Origin of the sequence: Paradesertivirga mongoliensis (genome assembly GCF_024436395.1) — a bacterium.
Classification (GTDB): domain Bacteria; phylum Bacteroidota; class Bacteroidia; order Sphingobacteriales; family Sphingobacteriaceae; genus Paradesertivirga; species Paradesertivirga mongoliensis.
Genome location: NZ_JAFMZO010000002.1, coordinates 756426 through 771776, shown reverse-complemented (window position 1 = coordinate 771776; position 15351 = coordinate 756426). Strand labels below are relative to the sequence as shown.

12 protein-coding genes and 1 pseudogene are annotated in these 15351 nt (G+C 41.6%); 5 read left to right on the top strand and 8 right to left on the bottom strand.

The annotated features are described in order from the left end of the window. The first annotated feature begins 23 nt into the window (after positions 1–23). Complete coding sequence (locus J3P43_RS09495; protein ID WP_255901526.1) at positions 24–1799, top strand: RagB/SusD family nutrient uptake outer membrane protein; 1776 nt, start codon at positions 24–26, stop codon at positions 1797–1799. Between the two features lie 53 nt (positions 1800–1852). Here J3P43_RS09495 and J3P43_RS09490 read toward each other — a convergent pair whose 3' ends face one another. The 5 genes from J3P43_RS09490 to J3P43_RS09470 are packed head-to-tail and all read right to left on the bottom strand — an operon-like array spanning position 1853 to position 5848. Beyond that, a complete protein-coding gene (locus J3P43_RS09490; RefSeq protein WP_255901524.1) occupies positions 1853–2440 on the bottom strand; it encodes a DedA family protein in 588 nt (195 codons plus the stop codon). Positions 2441–2463: 23 nt separating this feature from the next. After that, the gene (locus tag J3P43_RS09485; RefSeq protein ID WP_255901522.1) at positions 2464–3372 is read right to left on the bottom strand and encodes an SdiA-regulated domain-containing protein; all 909 of its coding nucleotides are present in this window, start codon (positions 3370–3372) and stop codon (positions 2464–2466) included. Between the two features lie 28 nt (positions 3373–3400). Next, the gene (locus J3P43_RS09480) at positions 3401–3847 is read right to left on the bottom strand and encodes a PepSY-like domain-containing protein (protein WP_255901520.1); all 447 of its coding nucleotides are present in this window, start codon (positions 3845–3847) and stop codon (positions 3401–3403) included. 58 nt (positions 3848–3905) lie between these two features. Further along, positions 3906–5171 carry a sensor histidine kinase gene (locus J3P43_RS09475; protein WP_255901518.1) on the bottom strand — a complete coding sequence of 422 codons (1266 nt, stop codon included), beginning with the start codon at positions 5169–5171 and terminating at the stop codon, positions 3906–3908. Beyond that, complete coding sequence (locus J3P43_RS09470; protein ID WP_255901516.1) at positions 5168–5848, bottom strand: response regulator transcription factor; 681 nt, start codon at positions 5846–5848, stop codon at positions 5168–5170. The genes J3P43_RS09475 and J3P43_RS09470 overlap by 4 nt, the downstream gene beginning before the upstream one ends. 198 nt (positions 5849–6046) lie before the next feature. Here J3P43_RS09470 and J3P43_RS09465 point away from each other — a divergent pair, with 198 nt between their 5' ends. The 4 genes from J3P43_RS09465 (at position 6047) to J3P43_RS09450 (ending at position 13584) form a co-directional block, all read left to right on the top strand. Continuing rightward, a complete protein-coding gene (locus J3P43_RS09465; RefSeq protein ID WP_255901514.1) occupies positions 6047–6658 on the top strand; it encodes an RNA polymerase sigma factor in 612 nt (203 codons plus the stop codon). A gap of 98 nt (positions 6659–6756) precedes the next feature. Continuing rightward, entirely contained in the window at positions 6757–7866 is a 1110-nt protein-coding gene (locus J3P43_RS09460) for a FecR family protein (protein WP_255901512.1), read from the top strand. Between the two features lie 152 nt (positions 7867–8018). Then, positions 8019–11573: a SusC/RagA family TonB-linked outer membrane protein gene (locus tag J3P43_RS09455; RefSeq protein WP_255901510.1), complete on the top strand. Its 3555-nt coding sequence runs from the start codon at positions 8019–8021 to the stop codon at positions 11571–11573. A gap of 13 nt (positions 11574–11586) precedes the next feature. Then, positions 11587–13584 carry a RagB/SusD family nutrient uptake outer membrane protein gene (locus J3P43_RS09450; RefSeq protein WP_255901508.1) on the top strand — a complete coding sequence of 666 codons (1998 nt, stop codon included), beginning with the start codon at positions 11587–11589 and terminating at the stop codon, positions 13582–13584. Between the two features lie 111 nt (positions 13585–13695). Here J3P43_RS09450 and J3P43_RS09445 read toward each other — a convergent pair. The 3 genes and pseudogenes from J3P43_RS09445 to J3P43_RS09435 all read right to left on the bottom strand — a co-directional run. Further along, positions 13696–13926: pseudogene (locus J3P43_RS09445) on the bottom strand (hypothetical protein); the annotation flags it as partial. A 151-nt stretch (positions 13927–14077) separates the two neighbouring features. Then, complete coding sequence (locus J3P43_RS09440; protein WP_255901504.1) at positions 14078–14341, bottom strand: GntR family transcriptional regulator; 264 nt, start codon at positions 14339–14341, stop codon at positions 14078–14080. Then, positions 14338–15324 (bottom strand): transketolase family protein, encoded by a 987-nt coding sequence (locus tag J3P43_RS09435; protein ID WP_255901502.1) that lies wholly within the window; start codon positions 15322–15324, stop codon positions 14338–14340. Before J3P43_RS09435 ends, J3P43_RS09440 begins: the two co-directional genes overlap by 4 nt. Between the last annotated feature and the right edge of the window lie 27 nt (positions 15325–15351).

Genomic DNA, 15351 nt, shown 5'->3' with positions numbered 1-15351 from the left:
GGCAGAAATAAAAATTAACGATTATGAGAATTAAAGGACTAAGAGTATTCCCTTTCGCCATTGCACTTGCGGCAGGATTGGGAGCTTGTAATAAACTTGAAGAATATAACCCTTCGAACGCCACTGCAGACGCTGCATGGATCACGCCCGAAGGTTTTATCACGGTGGTGAACGCAGCATACGCTGAACAAAGGGCCTGGTATGGAAAAGAGGATGGCATTTTTATGTCGGAATCCGGCACCGACCTCTGGTACAATCGCGATAAAAACACCTATGGCCGTCAGCTGACACAGTATGATGGCTTGTCGGCGGCCGACGGAAATCCGAATAAGGCTGCCTGGAGAGATTTGTGGAAAACCGTTAATATTACCAATGCAGGTATCAATCGTATAAACAATGCAGGGTTTGTAAATACTCTCGAAAAAAATAGAAGAGAAGGTGAACTTAGATTTATGCGTGCCTTTGCTTATTGGCATATAGTAGAAACCTGGGGCGCGGTAATGTTAAGAACTACCGAAACTAACAGCCCGGAGCTAACAGCTGTACGCAGTTCTGTCGCCGAGTTGTATAACCTCATCATATCCGATTTGGAGTTCGCCGCGCAGCATCTGCCTGTTGAATGGGGAGCGGAGTATAGCAGAGCAAGTAAAAAATCGGCTCTGGGCTTTCTGGCAAGAGCTCTTCTATCAAGAGCTTATTACTCAACCGGGGCAGAAAGAACTCAGTTCTTTACCCGTGCCAGAGATGCGGCTAAAGATGTTATCAACCGTAAAGCAGAGCTGAAGACTGATTTGATGCCCAACTACGCAGACTTATGGAAGCCTTCTAATAATAAGCTTTTGGGTAAAGCAGGAGGAGAAGCTTTATACGTGATCAGCAACTCGGTAGTGCCCGAAATGAACTACGATAACAATGGCAATCGTTTGTTTCATGTTTTTCAAACCCCATACAATGGAAAGCCGGGGTTGGTGCAAAGTCTTGAATATGGTTTTGAAAATAACAGAAGGCTAATGCCTACGCGGTCCCTTCTCGATTTTTATAACGAGGAAATGGATTCCAGGTATTACGGCTCTTTTCAAGAGGAATGGTTAGCCAATACTCCCTATACCTGGACAGCGGCACATGCCAATACCTACCGGAAATCTTCCAATGTAGTTGGTAAGCAATTAAAAGTTGGCGACCTGGCCATGGTTATCACAAAGAAGAGTATTGCAGATGCAATTGAGCGTGAGCTGACCTACGTAGTGTATGATCGTGATGAGGTTTATAATCCAGATGGCACTATTAAAAACGGAAATAATTTCGTTAACCTGATTAAATATCGTGATCCGGACAGAAGTGCAGCTAATGTGCAGCCAGGTACTAAAGACATCATTGTAATGCGACTGGCAGAAATGTACCTTATCGCCGCCGAGGCGGAGTACAATCTGGATAATCCCGGAGAAGCCGCTAAAATGATTAATGTTTTGCGTACCAGGGCAGCAAAGAAAGCTCCTGTTGATTACACCGCCTTGATGCAGGTGGGAGCTTCAGATATCAATATGGATTTTATTCTTGCCGAAAGAGCCAGAGAGCTAGCGGGAGAGCATTTAAGATGGTTTGATGTGAAACGTATCAAAAACGGACAGAATACCACTCCGGGAGCGAATGATAATGAATCGTTCTCTGCTTACATTAAGCGGTTGAACCCTGATATTACCAAGGTACAGGACTTTCACAGATTGAGGCCCATTCCTATTGCCGAAATGCAGTCGTTACAAAACGCAGAAGAATTCGGTCAGAACTTTGGATATAATTAAAGTTTTTTTTGTTGATCGTGGCGGGGAGGGGTTAGCCTTTTCCCGCTTTTTTTTTATCGACGCTTTCTGATTTGGTTTATCACCGGAATTAAAGCCACAAGTATGCTAATGGGAAGGATGTAGCCCAGATAATTTTTTATTTGCGGAAACTGTGACCCGAGAAAATATCCCGTAAGGGTAAAAGCACTTACATATAGCAGCACAGCAATCAATGTTATTGGTATAAATCCGGCTAAGGGAATACGGGTTGTGCCGCTAATCACCGGACTAAACGGCCGGATAATGGGTAGGAACTTCCCAAAAATCAACGCCATTTTCTTGTGCTTCTCGATATATTTTTCGGCCATTTCGAGGTATTTCTTTTTAAAATACCATGTATCTTTTTTTCGGTAAAGGCGGTCTTTGAACTTTCTTCCGATATAAAAGCCTGAAATGTCGCCGGCAATAGCGGCAAGCATAATACAAAAAAGCAACGTTATGATGTTGACCTGCAGGGTATTGGTACTTACAAGTAATCCTGCCGTGAACAGTAAGGACTCACCCCCCGGTACGATAAGACCAAGTAATAAACCAGTTTCTAAAAATACAAAGGCAACAATGAGCAGAAATCCGCCCCATTCTATTAATCCGGAAGTTTCCATTAAGAGCATAATTGCATCGGAGATTATAGGGTCGGATACTTCACCTCTACTATATTTCCTGGCTGTTTACTTCCTTCATTAGAAATAAACAGTCTGCCTTCAGGACTGAAACTAATTCCTTCCGGCTGATTGAATTCTTTTGAGCTTAATATTTTTACCGTTTTTATAGCACCCTGCTGGTCCATAATCAGTAGCTTGGGCTTTGCACCGTCGGTAATGTATAAGTCGCCGGTTTTCGGGTGAATGGCTATTGCTGAAGGCTGCATTTGAGATCCTTGCTTTTTAGATTTAAACGGTTCTAAGACAGCACTGTTCAAATCTATTTTGTAGACAGGTTCCTTTTCCATTTTCATGCTTGATAAGCTAAAGCCATATATGCCCTTATATTGCTTGTTTTGGGGCTCGGTATCTTTAATAGCAATTAAAAGCCTATTGTTTTTACTATCATAACACAATCCCTCAGTATTATGCATGGAGGTCAAATGTGTCTTATGAATGCGGGCAGAGGGCTTTTCGTCCAGATAATTTTTAAGTTCGAAGATTTGACCGTCTGCACGTAGAACATATGCAGTTTGGTCTACAATAGCCAGGCCCTCATAATCTCCTGAAGCAGCGAATGGAATCTCCTTCTCCAGTTTCTGCGTATCACTGTTGTAAATAAAAATTTTGCCCAACTCATCCTGAACACAGGCAAAGCGGTTTTTGTCGAGGTATACAAGCGCTGAAATTTCTTTTAAAACTGAAGGAACGTCATATTTATTCAAAACCTGGATGTCTGGACTTCCTGCGGGCTCTTCCTTATTTTTTTTATCTTTTTTTTCCTTCTTATCGTTTCTGTCAATCACAACTTTCTCAATATCTGTAGAGCGAATAGTAAATGCTATTCCGATTGACAGAATAATAAACACGACGATATAAATTGCTGTGCGCATAACGTTTTTTTTAGATGATCATTAATTGTTAATCCCAAAAGGGCAAAGAGGTGTTTTCGGTCCCATCAGATGATAAAACTAGCTTTTCATCCGGCTTTCCATTTTTTTCAAGTTCGATCTGATAGTAAGATAATCCGTTGGTTTCTACCTGTTCAATATCTTCTGCAAGGTAGTTTCCGAAATTCTTTTTCAGCAGTGACTGGATAGTGATTGGAAGGTGGGAGGCGTCGATTTCCTTTTTTTGCATGGCCATTCTTCCATCGGCAGTAAGCCGAACGGCATGAGCGGTATTTTCGAGCTGAAATTCTGCTTCGTAAAGGGCTTCAGCTTTTTCCCATTCTACTTTAGCTGCAGTAGGGAACTGAGTTTTAAAAGTGTTTAATACCACCGAAGGCACATCAGTTGCCCGAATATTGTCGCTGCAGGCCATCAGCGATGCACCGATTATGCCTGTAATAAATATTAACGTTTTCATAGTTAGATAGTGTATTACCAAAGGTGCAATCCAAATTTGGAAACAATTGGGAATAACACTATTCCTTTTTATTTATTTTAAAAACGTGCTTTCCGTCGTATATATAATCCAGGGTTAACTGGCTTACCGAAGATACAGCCCGTGCAATAGCTAATCCTAAGCCGGTAGATTCTGAGGACGAGCTGCCTTTGTAAAACCGTTGAAAAATAACCTGTTTATCTAAAGGTTTTTCGCCGGAGTTTTCGATCGCGAACTGGCCTTCGCTGATAATGATGTCGATGCTATTCCCTTTCGCAGTATGTTTGATGGCATTTTTTATAAGATTACTGATGAGAATGTCTGCGAGGTCGGGATTCATCATCCAGGTGCATGAGCCTCTGTTGATCAGGTTTAATTTTAGATTGTAAAAGCCTGCCTGTTCGTTAAAATCCTCAATTAGTGTGGTTGTAAGTGCATTAATGTCGACTTCCACCGTTTTGTCAAACTGATCGTTTTCTATTTTTGAAATCAGCAACAGCGATTGGTTTAGTCTTTTTAGCCGCTCCAGATTATTTAATGCCGAATGAAGAAGGTCTGCCTGGGATGGGTTTAAGTGGTTGTTTTCTGCAAGCAGTTCGAGTTTGTTTAAGGCGATTGCCAGTGGCGTTTGAAGTTCGTGAGACGCATTTTCGATAAATTGTTTTTGCTTGTTATAAGCGGCTACATTAGTATTGAGGAAGCGCTGTATAGTGTCCTGCATCAGATTAAATTCATCAATATTCGTTCTAGCGAGTACCAGGGGTTGCGCGTTATTAAGCTTGAAAGCTTTAAGTTGGTTAATCAGGAGATAAAAAGGCTTCCAGATATTTCTAAGTAAAGAGTTGTTGAGAATGATTATGGTTAGTACTAGTCCAAAATACAACCATAAAAGGGCGTTGGTTAGTTCAGTAATTAAATCGTCTTCTTCTACCATAGACGTAATTACGCGCATTTGATAATATCGGTCGTCTTTTTTAATAACGGTTTGCAGCATTCTGACAGGCTCATAATCTTTTTCATTTTGCATGTACATGAGCGTATCGAGGTAAATGTCTTTGTGTTTTCGAGCCTTTGTTTCAGAGGTTGGCGAGATAGAATAGTTGCCCTCTTCAAAGTTTTCCTTATTTAACACTGTACTATCTTTTACTATTTTAGAAATGATCAGCAAGCGCTGGTTATCCAGGCCATCGTCCATGCTATCATAAACCTCATCGAGCATAGCATAATAGAATAAACCAGCCCATATCGGAATAATGATCATAAGGATGAATGAAAAATAGGCCGATGTATAGTTAAGTAATTTCATTCGGCAAAGAGCTTATAGCCTACACCGTAGATCGATTGAATATCGATCGCTGCCCTGGCTTCTTTTAATTTTTTTCGCAGGTTTTTAATCTGTGAATAGATAAAGTCAAAGTTATCGGCACCATCTATGTGGTCGCCCCAAACGTATTCTGCAAGCGCTGATTTGTTTACGAGCCGATTTTTATTGGTAACAAGGTACAGTAAAACCTCAAACTCCTTGCGGTTGGTAGTAAACGGCTGGCCGTCTACTAAAATCTGGCGTTGTTCGGTGTCTATTTGAAGGTTGCCAGCATGGATATAACTGTTTCCGGTAAATTTTCTTCGCCTGATAACAGACTTTACACGGGCAAGCAGTTCGGCAATATGAAAAGGTTTGGGTAAATAATCGTCAGCACCTAAGTTTAGTCCGATTAACTTATCATCGAGCGAGTTCCTGGCTGACACAATAATTACGCCTTCTGCTTTATTTAGTTGTTTAAGTTCTTTGAGGATATCCAGACCGGTTTGCTCATACTGTAAAGAGATGTCGAGTAAAATGCAATCATACACATAGGTTTGGATCTTTTGAATTGCAGAGTAATAAGTGTCTGCAGTTTCAACCAGGTAGTGTTCGCTTTCAAGTGCGTAAACTATATTATCCAGTATGGCTTGTTCATCTTCAATAACTAAAATTTTCATACACCTAGTTAACCGATAAGGGCTTATGTGGTTTGTTGTGCTCAAGATATCTTTGTTTTAGCCCGGCAGATGGGTGTCGGGATTTATGGTTTCTGGTATCCGGATTTTTTTTTCAAGCTAAATTTCGGTCCCTGTGTAATTTTTTTGCTATATTTATTTTACTGTATTAAACCAATCCGCCATAATTTAATTTTTGAAGTGCCTATCCGAAAGAAAGCAAGTGAGGATGATCAATTACTTTGGAATGATTTCAGAGCAGGAAGTGCTATAGCTTATAGTACCCTGATCAAGAAATATTCGAACCTTTTATTTCGATATGGCATTCGCTTCGTACAGGATCGTGATTTTATAAAAGACTGTATTCAGGACGTTTTTTTTGAGTTGTGGAACCGGAGAACTAACATAAATTCCACGCCTTCTGTAAAGTCGTATCTCCTTAAATCTCTCCGCCTGAGAATTTTTCACGAAAAGTCGAAATGGACCAGCTCTGAAGCGTTAGACGACGATTACTGTTTTGAGATCGAGTTCAATATCGAGAGCAAACTTATCGAAAGTCAAACCACAGAGGAGGTCCGCCTGAAAATTGCTGCCGCCCTCAACAAACTTCCCAGGAGGCAAAACGAAATTTTATACCTCCGGTTTTACGAAGGTCTGGATCATACGCGCATTTCACAGATTATGGGGCTAAGTAAGCAATCCTCTTATAACCTGCTCCGCGAATCGATCATGCAGCTTAAACAGGCCTGGTTTGCACAATTGGTCTCCCTTTTGATTGTGATTTCTTTACGGGTTTTTAATTTATTGTCTTGACAGACAGTTGATTAGAAAATATTTTCATTTTTCTTCCATTTTCATCAGTAGATTTTCCTTTTTTCTGAATAATACATTTAGTAACCACAATAAACTAAATGCTAAAAGATTATACTGACTACGACCTGGTAGATTTCCTATCAGACGATTCGTTTGTAGACTGGGCTACAGGTAAGCTCCCCGAAATGGATGATTTTTGGTCGGCCTGGCCCCAGACTTACCCGCATAAAGCCGAAATATATCATCAGGCTATCGAAATAGCTTCTTCTTTAAAAATTAAACCGTCCGGCGACTTGAGTCAGGCTGAGGTGGCCTCACTTGTTCATAAACTGGTAAGTTCGGCGAATATGGTCCAGGAAGAGAAGACAAATATCAGGCAGCTTCGCTGGTATCGCAAAGATTGGCTAAGGGTTGCCGCTGCGGCTTTAATTATTGCAAGTATAGCGGCGATGATATACCAGCGGGATGAGCCGCTACCTGGTTCAAACCCTCAGGTTGCGGTTAAAATTCCGGTGGTGCTGGAAGTTACTACGCCCGGGATCATTCGTTTAGCGGATAACAGTACCGTTGTCTTGAAGAAAGGTAGTAAAATCAGGTATGCGAGCAGTTTTTCTAAGTCTGCAAGGGAAGTTTATCTGGAAGGGGAGGCTTTTTTTGAAGTTACAAAAGATGCCGGCAGACCGTTTATAGTACGCACCAACGAGCTTATTACCAAAGTGCTGGGCACGAGCTTTTCTGTAAGAGCTTACAAAGAAGATAAGGAATTTAATGTAACGGTTAACACCGGAAAAGTTTCTGTATTCGCAGGATCAGGAGTGTCGGAAAATTCGATCTCATCGAAAACCCTGGAACGCGTGGCGAACGGTGGAGTGTTGATCTCTCCTAATCAGCAGGTAACCTTCTACAGAAGCGCTACCAAGTTGATTAAGAAGAAGCTTGCGGTTCCAACGACGCTTTCAATGGAGGTGGCAGAAGTAAAGCTGAATTTTGTAGATACCCCATTTTCTGAAGTAGTTGCAGCACTTAGTGAAGCTTATGATATCAAAATCAATTATGATGAAAAGAGGATGGGTAATTGCCCTTTGACAGCTTCTCTTTCTAAACAGCAGCTATACGAAAAGCTTGATTTAATCTGCCAGGCTGTAGAAGCAAAATACAGAATTGAAGAGGGGCATATTGTGATTGACGGAAAAGGATGTACTAACTAACCAAACCAATAAAATATGAGAAAAATTTAGGAAAAAAAATCCGGCAGTGTTGGAGCACTGCCGGGTTAAAAACGGTCCCCATTTTTACTAGTTCCAGCTTTCGAAATGGGCTTTTGTCGAATTAATTAATCAATTCAAAACCTTTTAAAATTATGAAAAAAAAACCTTTACATGTACTCATCATGCAAATTACTTTTCTCCAGATAGCTATTAGTCTCTCGCTGATGGGGAGTGCTATAGCGAAAGACAGTAAGGCACAGGCGGCGTTGAAAGCCAACGTCAGCATCAATGTAAAGTCGGAGAAGATCAGTAAAGTATTAAGTTCACTTGAACAGCAGTCTGACGTTACGTTTATATACAGTTCAGCAATCATTAATTCAGACCGGCGGGTTTCGTTGTCAATAAGCGACAAAACTCTGGAGAATGTATTAGATGAGATGCTGCCTACTCTTGATTTGTCGTACCAGGTGTCTGGCGATGTTGTTCTGATCAAAAGAAGATCTAAAGACGAGTTAGAAGGCGCTTCAGTTCCTTTAGTCCTTGTAAAAGTTACTGGTAAGGTAACTGATGAGGCCGGTGAAGTATTGCCGGGTGTGAGTGTAAGAGTGGAAGGTACCAACACGGGTACGGTTACTGATGTGAACGGTGTGTATTCGATATCCGCTCCAGACGGAAGTTCTTTGGTATTTAGCTATATCGGGTTTGAAAGCCAGACGATTGCGGCAACAGAAGGGACAATAAATGTAGTATTAAAAATTGATCAGGTAGCTACCAAGTTGAATGAGGTGGTAGTAGTGGGGTATGGAACCTCAAGGAAAAAAGACCTCACCGGCTCTGTAATTTCGATAACTCCCGATAAGATTGCAAATGAAAACCCGGGGACCGTACAAGATATACTTCGTGGAACTCCCGGTGTTAGTGTTGGTATGAATGCTTCGGCAAAAGGAGGAGGCAGTATTCAAATTCGCGGTCAACGATCCGTATATACAGCGGGCGGTCACAACGATCCTATGATTGTTCTTGATAACGTGCCATTTTATGGCGAGCTTTCTGAAATTAACCCGGACGACATCGGACAAATAGATATATTGAAAGACGCGTCAGCTGCAGCTGTATATGGGTCGAGAGCGGCAAATGGAGTAATTATCATTACTACAAAAAAGGGAAAGCAAGGAAAGCCGGTTATCAACTTTACCTCAAATTTTGGCATGGTAACAAAAAGTGCCTATCGTGATTCGTTTAACCCGGACGAATACATGCAATACCGTGAAGACTGGTATAAGACACCTACTTACGGGTTAAATACAACCACTGGGAATTATGAAGCACATCGTACTGGTACTACCGCTACCAAGCCTGGATTTTACGACAGACCTGACAGACTACCACAGGGTATTACACTTGACCAGTGGAAAGCGTATTCTAACAATACAACCGGTGAGTCTGAGTGGAGTATTTATGCCAAACGGCTTACGTTAGAAGATGCTGTGTTGAACAACTACCTTTCTGGTAAAACCTTCGATTGGTATGACCATACATTTCGTGAAGGTTTTAGCCAAGATTATAATACTAGCGTATCAGGTGCTAGCGACAAAATCAATTATTATATGTCTATGGGGTACCTTAATAATGAGGGTGCAGTTAAGGGGAATGTTTACAGATCAGTTCGTTCCAATTTGAAAGTAGATGGAAAAGTGACTGATTGGCTGGAATTTGGTGCAAACATAAACTTTCAGGATCGGAGTGATGGAGATCTGCAGCCAGGATTAGGAACGAATTATTGGGAGGCAAACGAATTACGCAACAGCCCATATGCCAACTACAGAGATGAAGCTGGAAATCTGGTTGTGTTTCCGATGGGTTCTGCAGTAAGACGAGGATATAGCTATGATTTTGATCGTCAATACATGGAACTAGAGAAAGGTTTTACCGTGCTTAATAGTATTTTTAACGCAAAAGTAAAACTGCCTTTCGATATTACATACTCCTTTAACGCTTCCCCACGCTATCAGTATTTCTACGACCGATACTTCGAGTCAACGGAACATCCTGAATGGCAACCTATAGATCGAGGAGCGAACCGTGAACAGTCGAAGCAATTTAACTGGTCAATCAATAATACCTTAAATTGGGAAAGGATATTTGCACAAAAGCATCGTTTTAATGCGACTTTAATGTACGAAGCTGAAAAACTTCAGACTTGGAGAGATAGAATTGAAGCCAGAAATATTCAACCTACAGATGCACTAGGGTTTCACTCTGTGGCTGGTGCGTCAGGAAATGCTCAAAGTTCGATTATTGCGGGCGACGAACGCCACACTGCTAATGGTTTGTTGGGGCGTGTGGTTTATTCTTTTGATGATCGCTATAATCTATCAGCTTCTGTTCGCCGCGATGGTTATTCTGCCTTCGGAAGATCAAACCCCTATGCAACATTCCCAGCCGTCGGGGCCGGCTGGACTTTTACCAATGAAAAATTCTTTAAGTGGGAGCCACTAAGCTACGGTAAATTGCGCTTTTCATGGGGGCGGAACGGAAATCGCCAGCTTAACGACCCGTATATTTCATTCGCCAATCTTGTAAGGGGGGGACTACAAGGATACATTACTACTTCAGGCACATTAACAGACATTCCGTATTTACGAATTGAGCGCTTAGCAAATCCGAATTTAAGGTGGGAGCAAAGCGAGGCGTATAATGCAGGGTTAGATTTTGGATTTATAAACGGTGTTATAACAGGAAGTGTCGAAGCTTACCACACTAGTACCAAAGATATGATCATGAATCAGGCATTGCCAGGCTTCTCTGGATTCAGTCTTATCGGAACCAATCTTGGAGAAGTACTAAATCGGGGTATTGAGTTTAATTTGAGTACACGGAACGTGAGAAAGACAAATTTTTCATGGAATACGGACTTTAATTTTTCCTATAATAGAAATGAAATCAAGCACCTGTATTACCAGAATGAAGATGTTCTTGATGCGAGTGGTAATGTGATTGGTACGAAAGAAATGGATGATCGGGGAAATGGATGGTTCATTGGCCAGCCAATAAGTGCTATATGGAATTATCGCGTAACTGGTATCTGGCAATCCTCAGAGATTGAAGAAGCTAAGAGACACGGGCAGGTTCCAGGCGATCCGAAAGTTGCAAACAATTATACCGCTGATGATATAAAGAATGCTAACGGTACCATCACACCCGTATATAATGATAAGGATCGAGAGTTTCTAGGTCAAACTGCTCCTCCAGTCAATTGGTCGATTCGCAACAGCTTTACCTTTTATAAAAATATTGACTTCTCGTTCAATATCTATTCTTATATGGGCCACAAAAGCCTGAATGGAAACTATTTAAACGAAGACAACGGAGGTTCCTTAATAACCTACGGCTTCAATACGTTTAAGAAAGAATACTGGACGCCGGAAAATCAGACTAATGATTACGCCCGTTTAGATGCTAAAGGCCCTGCGGGCGCTGGTAGCCCACAAAAGCTTTATAACCGTGATTTTATCCGACTTGAAAGTATTGCTTTCGGTTATTCATTACCGACTTCGCTAATTTCTCGCTGGAGGCTTAATAGAGCAAAAGTATTTGGCTCGATCCGAAATGTAGGAGTTTGGAACAGAGACTGGGAGTACGGCGATCCGGAAACCGGCGGCCTTGCTACACGTACGTTTACAATGGGATTAAACTTAACTCTTTAACAAATTGAAAATCATGAATACTGTATATAATAGAGGAAATAAATTGTGTTTAACTAAAAGTCTGTCGGCCGTTTTATTCGGGTGGTTACTCCTAGGAAGTTGTAAGAAGGAATTCCTTGAACCTCAGCCTTTATCGTTCTATGAGCCGGGTACTACATTCACCACCGAGTCTGGATTGCAAGCAGCATTGGCAACTTCAGACCGGCATCTCCGTAACTATTGGACTATAGGTGCGAATATTTCAACTCCTATAATGACAGAGTATACGTTTTCAGAACTAGCTGTGAACGGAAAAACAGATCAAGCCTTTTTAGATGATGTCAATATTAAATTAACACCTACTGGTGGAGCAGCTGATAACGATGATAATCGTATCAGTTATTTTTGGAACGAGGGCTATTCGGGAATAAAATATGCAAACACAGTAATTGCCTATGCGGATAAAGTTCAAGGATTAGCAGAAGGCACAAAAAATGCATATTTAGGTAGAGCATATTTCCATAGATCTTACCGCTATTTATCACTTGTTTTTCAGTTTGGTGATATTCCGTTTGTTACACAATTATTGCAGGTGCCAAAACAGAACTATCGCTCCACCAAAAAGGAAGCAATTCTTAAAAAGATTACGGAGGACATGGAGTTTGCGGTGCAGTGGGTCCCAGACCAGGCGAACACAACGTATGTAGGGCAGGTGAATAAAGGAGCCTGCCGCCAGCTGCTTATTAAATGCTATCTAGCTACTGGCCAGTTTCAAAAAGCAAAAGATCAGGCTGATATTCTCATCAACCAATCGGGATATCAACTAATGCAAAATAACTTCGGAACTTTTAATCCAGGAGGTGAGTCTCAAACATGGACAATTACGCGTAATGTTATTTGGGATTTGCATCGCCCGGAAAATAAACTTATTGCTGCAAATAAGGAAGTTATTATGGGGTTGCCGAACCGAGGGTCCTCGGAATCGTTTACGAACTTTTTATCCATGCGTATTTTTGGTCCTTTCTGGAATAGTGGTGAGGTGAAAACACCGGATGGAAGAACTGCAGTTAATAATTATGCTCGTAATAACGGTAATTACAATAAAAGTTACGACTATGTAAGAGCCATTGGAAGGGGTATTGCAACTATCAGACCCACCTACTTTGCTCAAAATGCTATGTGGGGAATTAACGGTGTTATGGATCAGGGAGATTTGAGACATAACAGTGCTGTGGGTAACTGGGTTACTATGACTTCGCTGAAATACAACGACAAAGCATCGTCTTACTTCGGACAGAACTTAAGATTAAGACATCCTGTTACCAACAATTTGTTGAGTGGTGATACGGTGCGTACATGGTTCGATTTCCCACACTATAAAATCTTCTTGAACGACGTTGTAGCTGAAGCCAATCAAGGTGCCAATCAATTTAATGGTGCAACTCTTGGCAGTAATGCGGACTGGTATCTTTATCGTCTGGCAGAAACTTATTTGCTTCGTGCTGAGGCGAAGTTCTACCTGGGTGATGCTACAGCTGTCGCCGACGTAAATGCGGTAAGAAGCAGGGCACAATGCACTCAACTATATACAACAGTTACGATTGGAGACATTATGGACGAACGGGCGCGTGAATTGTATCTTGAAGAATGGCGACATACCGAGTTGAGTAGGGTTTCGTATTGCCTGGCTTTAAGTGGTAAACCTGATGAATGGGGTAATACATATAACGTTGATACATACGATAAGCAATCAGGCACTGGGTTGACTGGTGGCAGCTATTGGTATCAACGAATTGTAAGGTATAACAACAATGGCTTTTATAACAACGGCAAGGAAATTAAAGTGGGGAGCCGTACGTATAATTTCACGATGGGTAAGCAAAATCTTTATTGGCCTATTCCAAATGGGGCAATAAGAGCCAATAATAAAGGACAGCTTAGTCAAAATTTTGGATATGATGGCTATGATGTGAATACCCCCAAGTGGTCAACATGGGAGGAAGCGGTAGGTGATGAAAGTAAAACGGAATAAAGATTGAAGAATAATCACTAAAGAGGGTGTCTGACATGGACACCCTCTTTTTAGTAGGAGCTCGTATTATCGCTTACTTCCTGAACAAGACTTTGATCTCCTCGTTTCTCTCTACTTGCGTTCACTTCCTATTGAAATTTTAGAATCCTGTAGCCCATCATAATTTGCCTTGACGTTAATCGTGCCCGGTTGGCCCGGTTTTTCCCTTACGATTACAAGATAAAGGCCATTAAAAGCTGCCCGTTTAGTGGATGTGAACGACACTATATTGGCGGCGTCTCCATTGTCGGTTGCAATAATTTCGCTAGGGCCCTCCATCGAAAATTGGATCTCGTTCTTTGCCGTCGGTACGGTACCATCAGTCGTTTTTGTCTCCTATCTTTACGGTGATGAACGACAAATTCTTCCATCAGAAAGTTTTACGCTTTTTTTGAACATAAATTAATTTGCCAAAAAAGGATAGCTCCCCGATCTTGATTAGTGTAATGCGATTTTACCTCATGAAAACCATGTATCCTTTACCTTTTACAAACGCCAGACAGCCTTCATCCATCAGTTGCTTATACGCCCGTTGCGAAGTGGCTACAGATATATTGAGCTCTTCGCTTAGTTTCTTTGCGCTCGGTAAAAAACTCCCACTTTTTAATTGCCCCGTTTCTATGGACAAGTGGATCTTGTTCTTTAATTGTTCATGAAGAGGCATTGAGGCGATGTAATTGGCCTTCCATGTATATATCGGTAAGGGGTTCAAAATCATAATTCGACAACTTGAGGTGATTTTACAGCATTCTTTCTAGCGATCACTTTTTGAACCGCTTTAATAATGTTCTCACTATCCAGTCCGTATTTTGTCATTAACTCAGCCGGTTTTCCGCTTTCACCAAATGAATCATCTACGGCCACATATTCCTGAGGTAATGGATCATTTTTAACAAGCACCTGAGCAACGCTGTCGCCTAAACCACCCAAGCGGTTGTGCTCTTCGCAGGTTACCACACATCTGGTTTTAGCTACCGATTTTAAAATAGCAGCTTCATCCAATGGTTTAATAGTGTGGATATTGATGATTTCGGCATCGATTCCCATCTCTGCTAATTTCTCTCCGGCAAGAATGGCTTCCCAAACCAGGTGTCCGGTAGCGAAAATACTGACGTCTTTACCTTCGTTTACCATCCAGGCTTTTCCTATTTCGAATTTCTGATCAGGATCTGTGAAGATCGGAACCACCGGACGCCCGAAACGCAGGTATACTGGTCCGTGATGATCGGCAATGGCGATGGTTGCAGCTTTGGTCTGGTTGTAATCGCAAGGATTAATAACAGTCATTCCCGGAAGCATTTTCATTAAACCGATATCTTCCAGAATCTGGTGTGTCGCTCCGTCCTCACCTAAAGTAAGACCGGCGTGTGAAGCACAGATCTTTACATTTTTATCAGAATAGGCAATCGACTGGCGGATCTGGTCGTAAACCCGGCCGGTAGAGAAGTTAGCGAAAGTACCGGTGAAAGGGATTTTTCCACCAATGGTCATACCGGCTGCAATGCCCATCATATTCGCCTCGGCAATACCGATCTGGAAGAAACGTTCAGGAAACTCTTTAATAAAAGCTTCCATTTTTAGTGAACCTACTAAGTCGGCACAAAGAGCCACTACATTCTCATTTTTCTTTCCTGCTTCAAGCAATCCGGCTCCAAAGCCAGAACGGGTATCCTTCTTTTCTGTAAAAGAGTATTTTTTCATTTATATCTTACAATAATGCTCCCCCTG

Excerpts from the sequence above, each read along its gene's own strand:
- J3P43_RS09495 (WP_255901526.1), top strand. The coding sequence starts at position 24 with ATGAGAATTAAAGGACTAAGAGTATTCCCTTTCGCCATTGCACTTGCG.
- J3P43_RS09490 (WP_255901524.1), bottom strand. The coding sequence starts at position 2,440 with ATGGAAACTTCCGGATTAATAGAATGGGGCGGATTTCTGCTCATTGTT.
- J3P43_RS09485 (WP_255901522.1), bottom strand. The coding sequence starts at position 3,372 with ATGCGCACAGCAATTTATATCGTCGTGTTTATTATTCTGTCAATCGGA.
- J3P43_RS09480 (WP_255901520.1), bottom strand. The coding sequence starts at position 3,847 with ATGAAAACGTTAATATTTATTACAGGCATAATCGGTGCATCGCTGATG.
- J3P43_RS09475 (WP_255901518.1), bottom strand. The coding sequence starts at position 5,171 with ATGAAATTACTTAACTATACATCGGCCTATTTTTCATTCATCCTTATG.
- J3P43_RS09470 (WP_255901516.1), bottom strand. The coding sequence starts at position 5,848 with ATGAAAATTTTAGTTATTGAAGATGAACAAGCCATACTGGATAATATA.
- J3P43_RS09460 (WP_255901512.1), top strand. The coding sequence starts at position 6,757 with ATGCTAAAAGATTATACTGACTACGACCTGGTAGATTTCCTATCAGAC.
- J3P43_RS09455 (WP_255901510.1), top strand. The coding sequence starts at position 8,019 with ATGAAAAAAAAACCTTTACATGTACTCATCATGCAAATTACTTTTCTC.
- J3P43_RS09450 (WP_255901508.1), top strand. The coding sequence starts at position 11,587 with ATGAATACTGTATATAATAGAGGAAATAAATTGTGTTTAACTAAAAGT.
- J3P43_RS09440 (WP_255901504.1), bottom strand. The coding sequence starts at position 14,341 with ATGATTTTGAACCCCTTACCGATATATACATGGAAGGCCAATTACATC.
- J3P43_RS09435 (WP_255901502.1), bottom strand. The coding sequence starts at position 15,324 with ATGAAAAAATACTCTTTTACAGAAAAGAAGGATACCCGTTCTGGCTTT.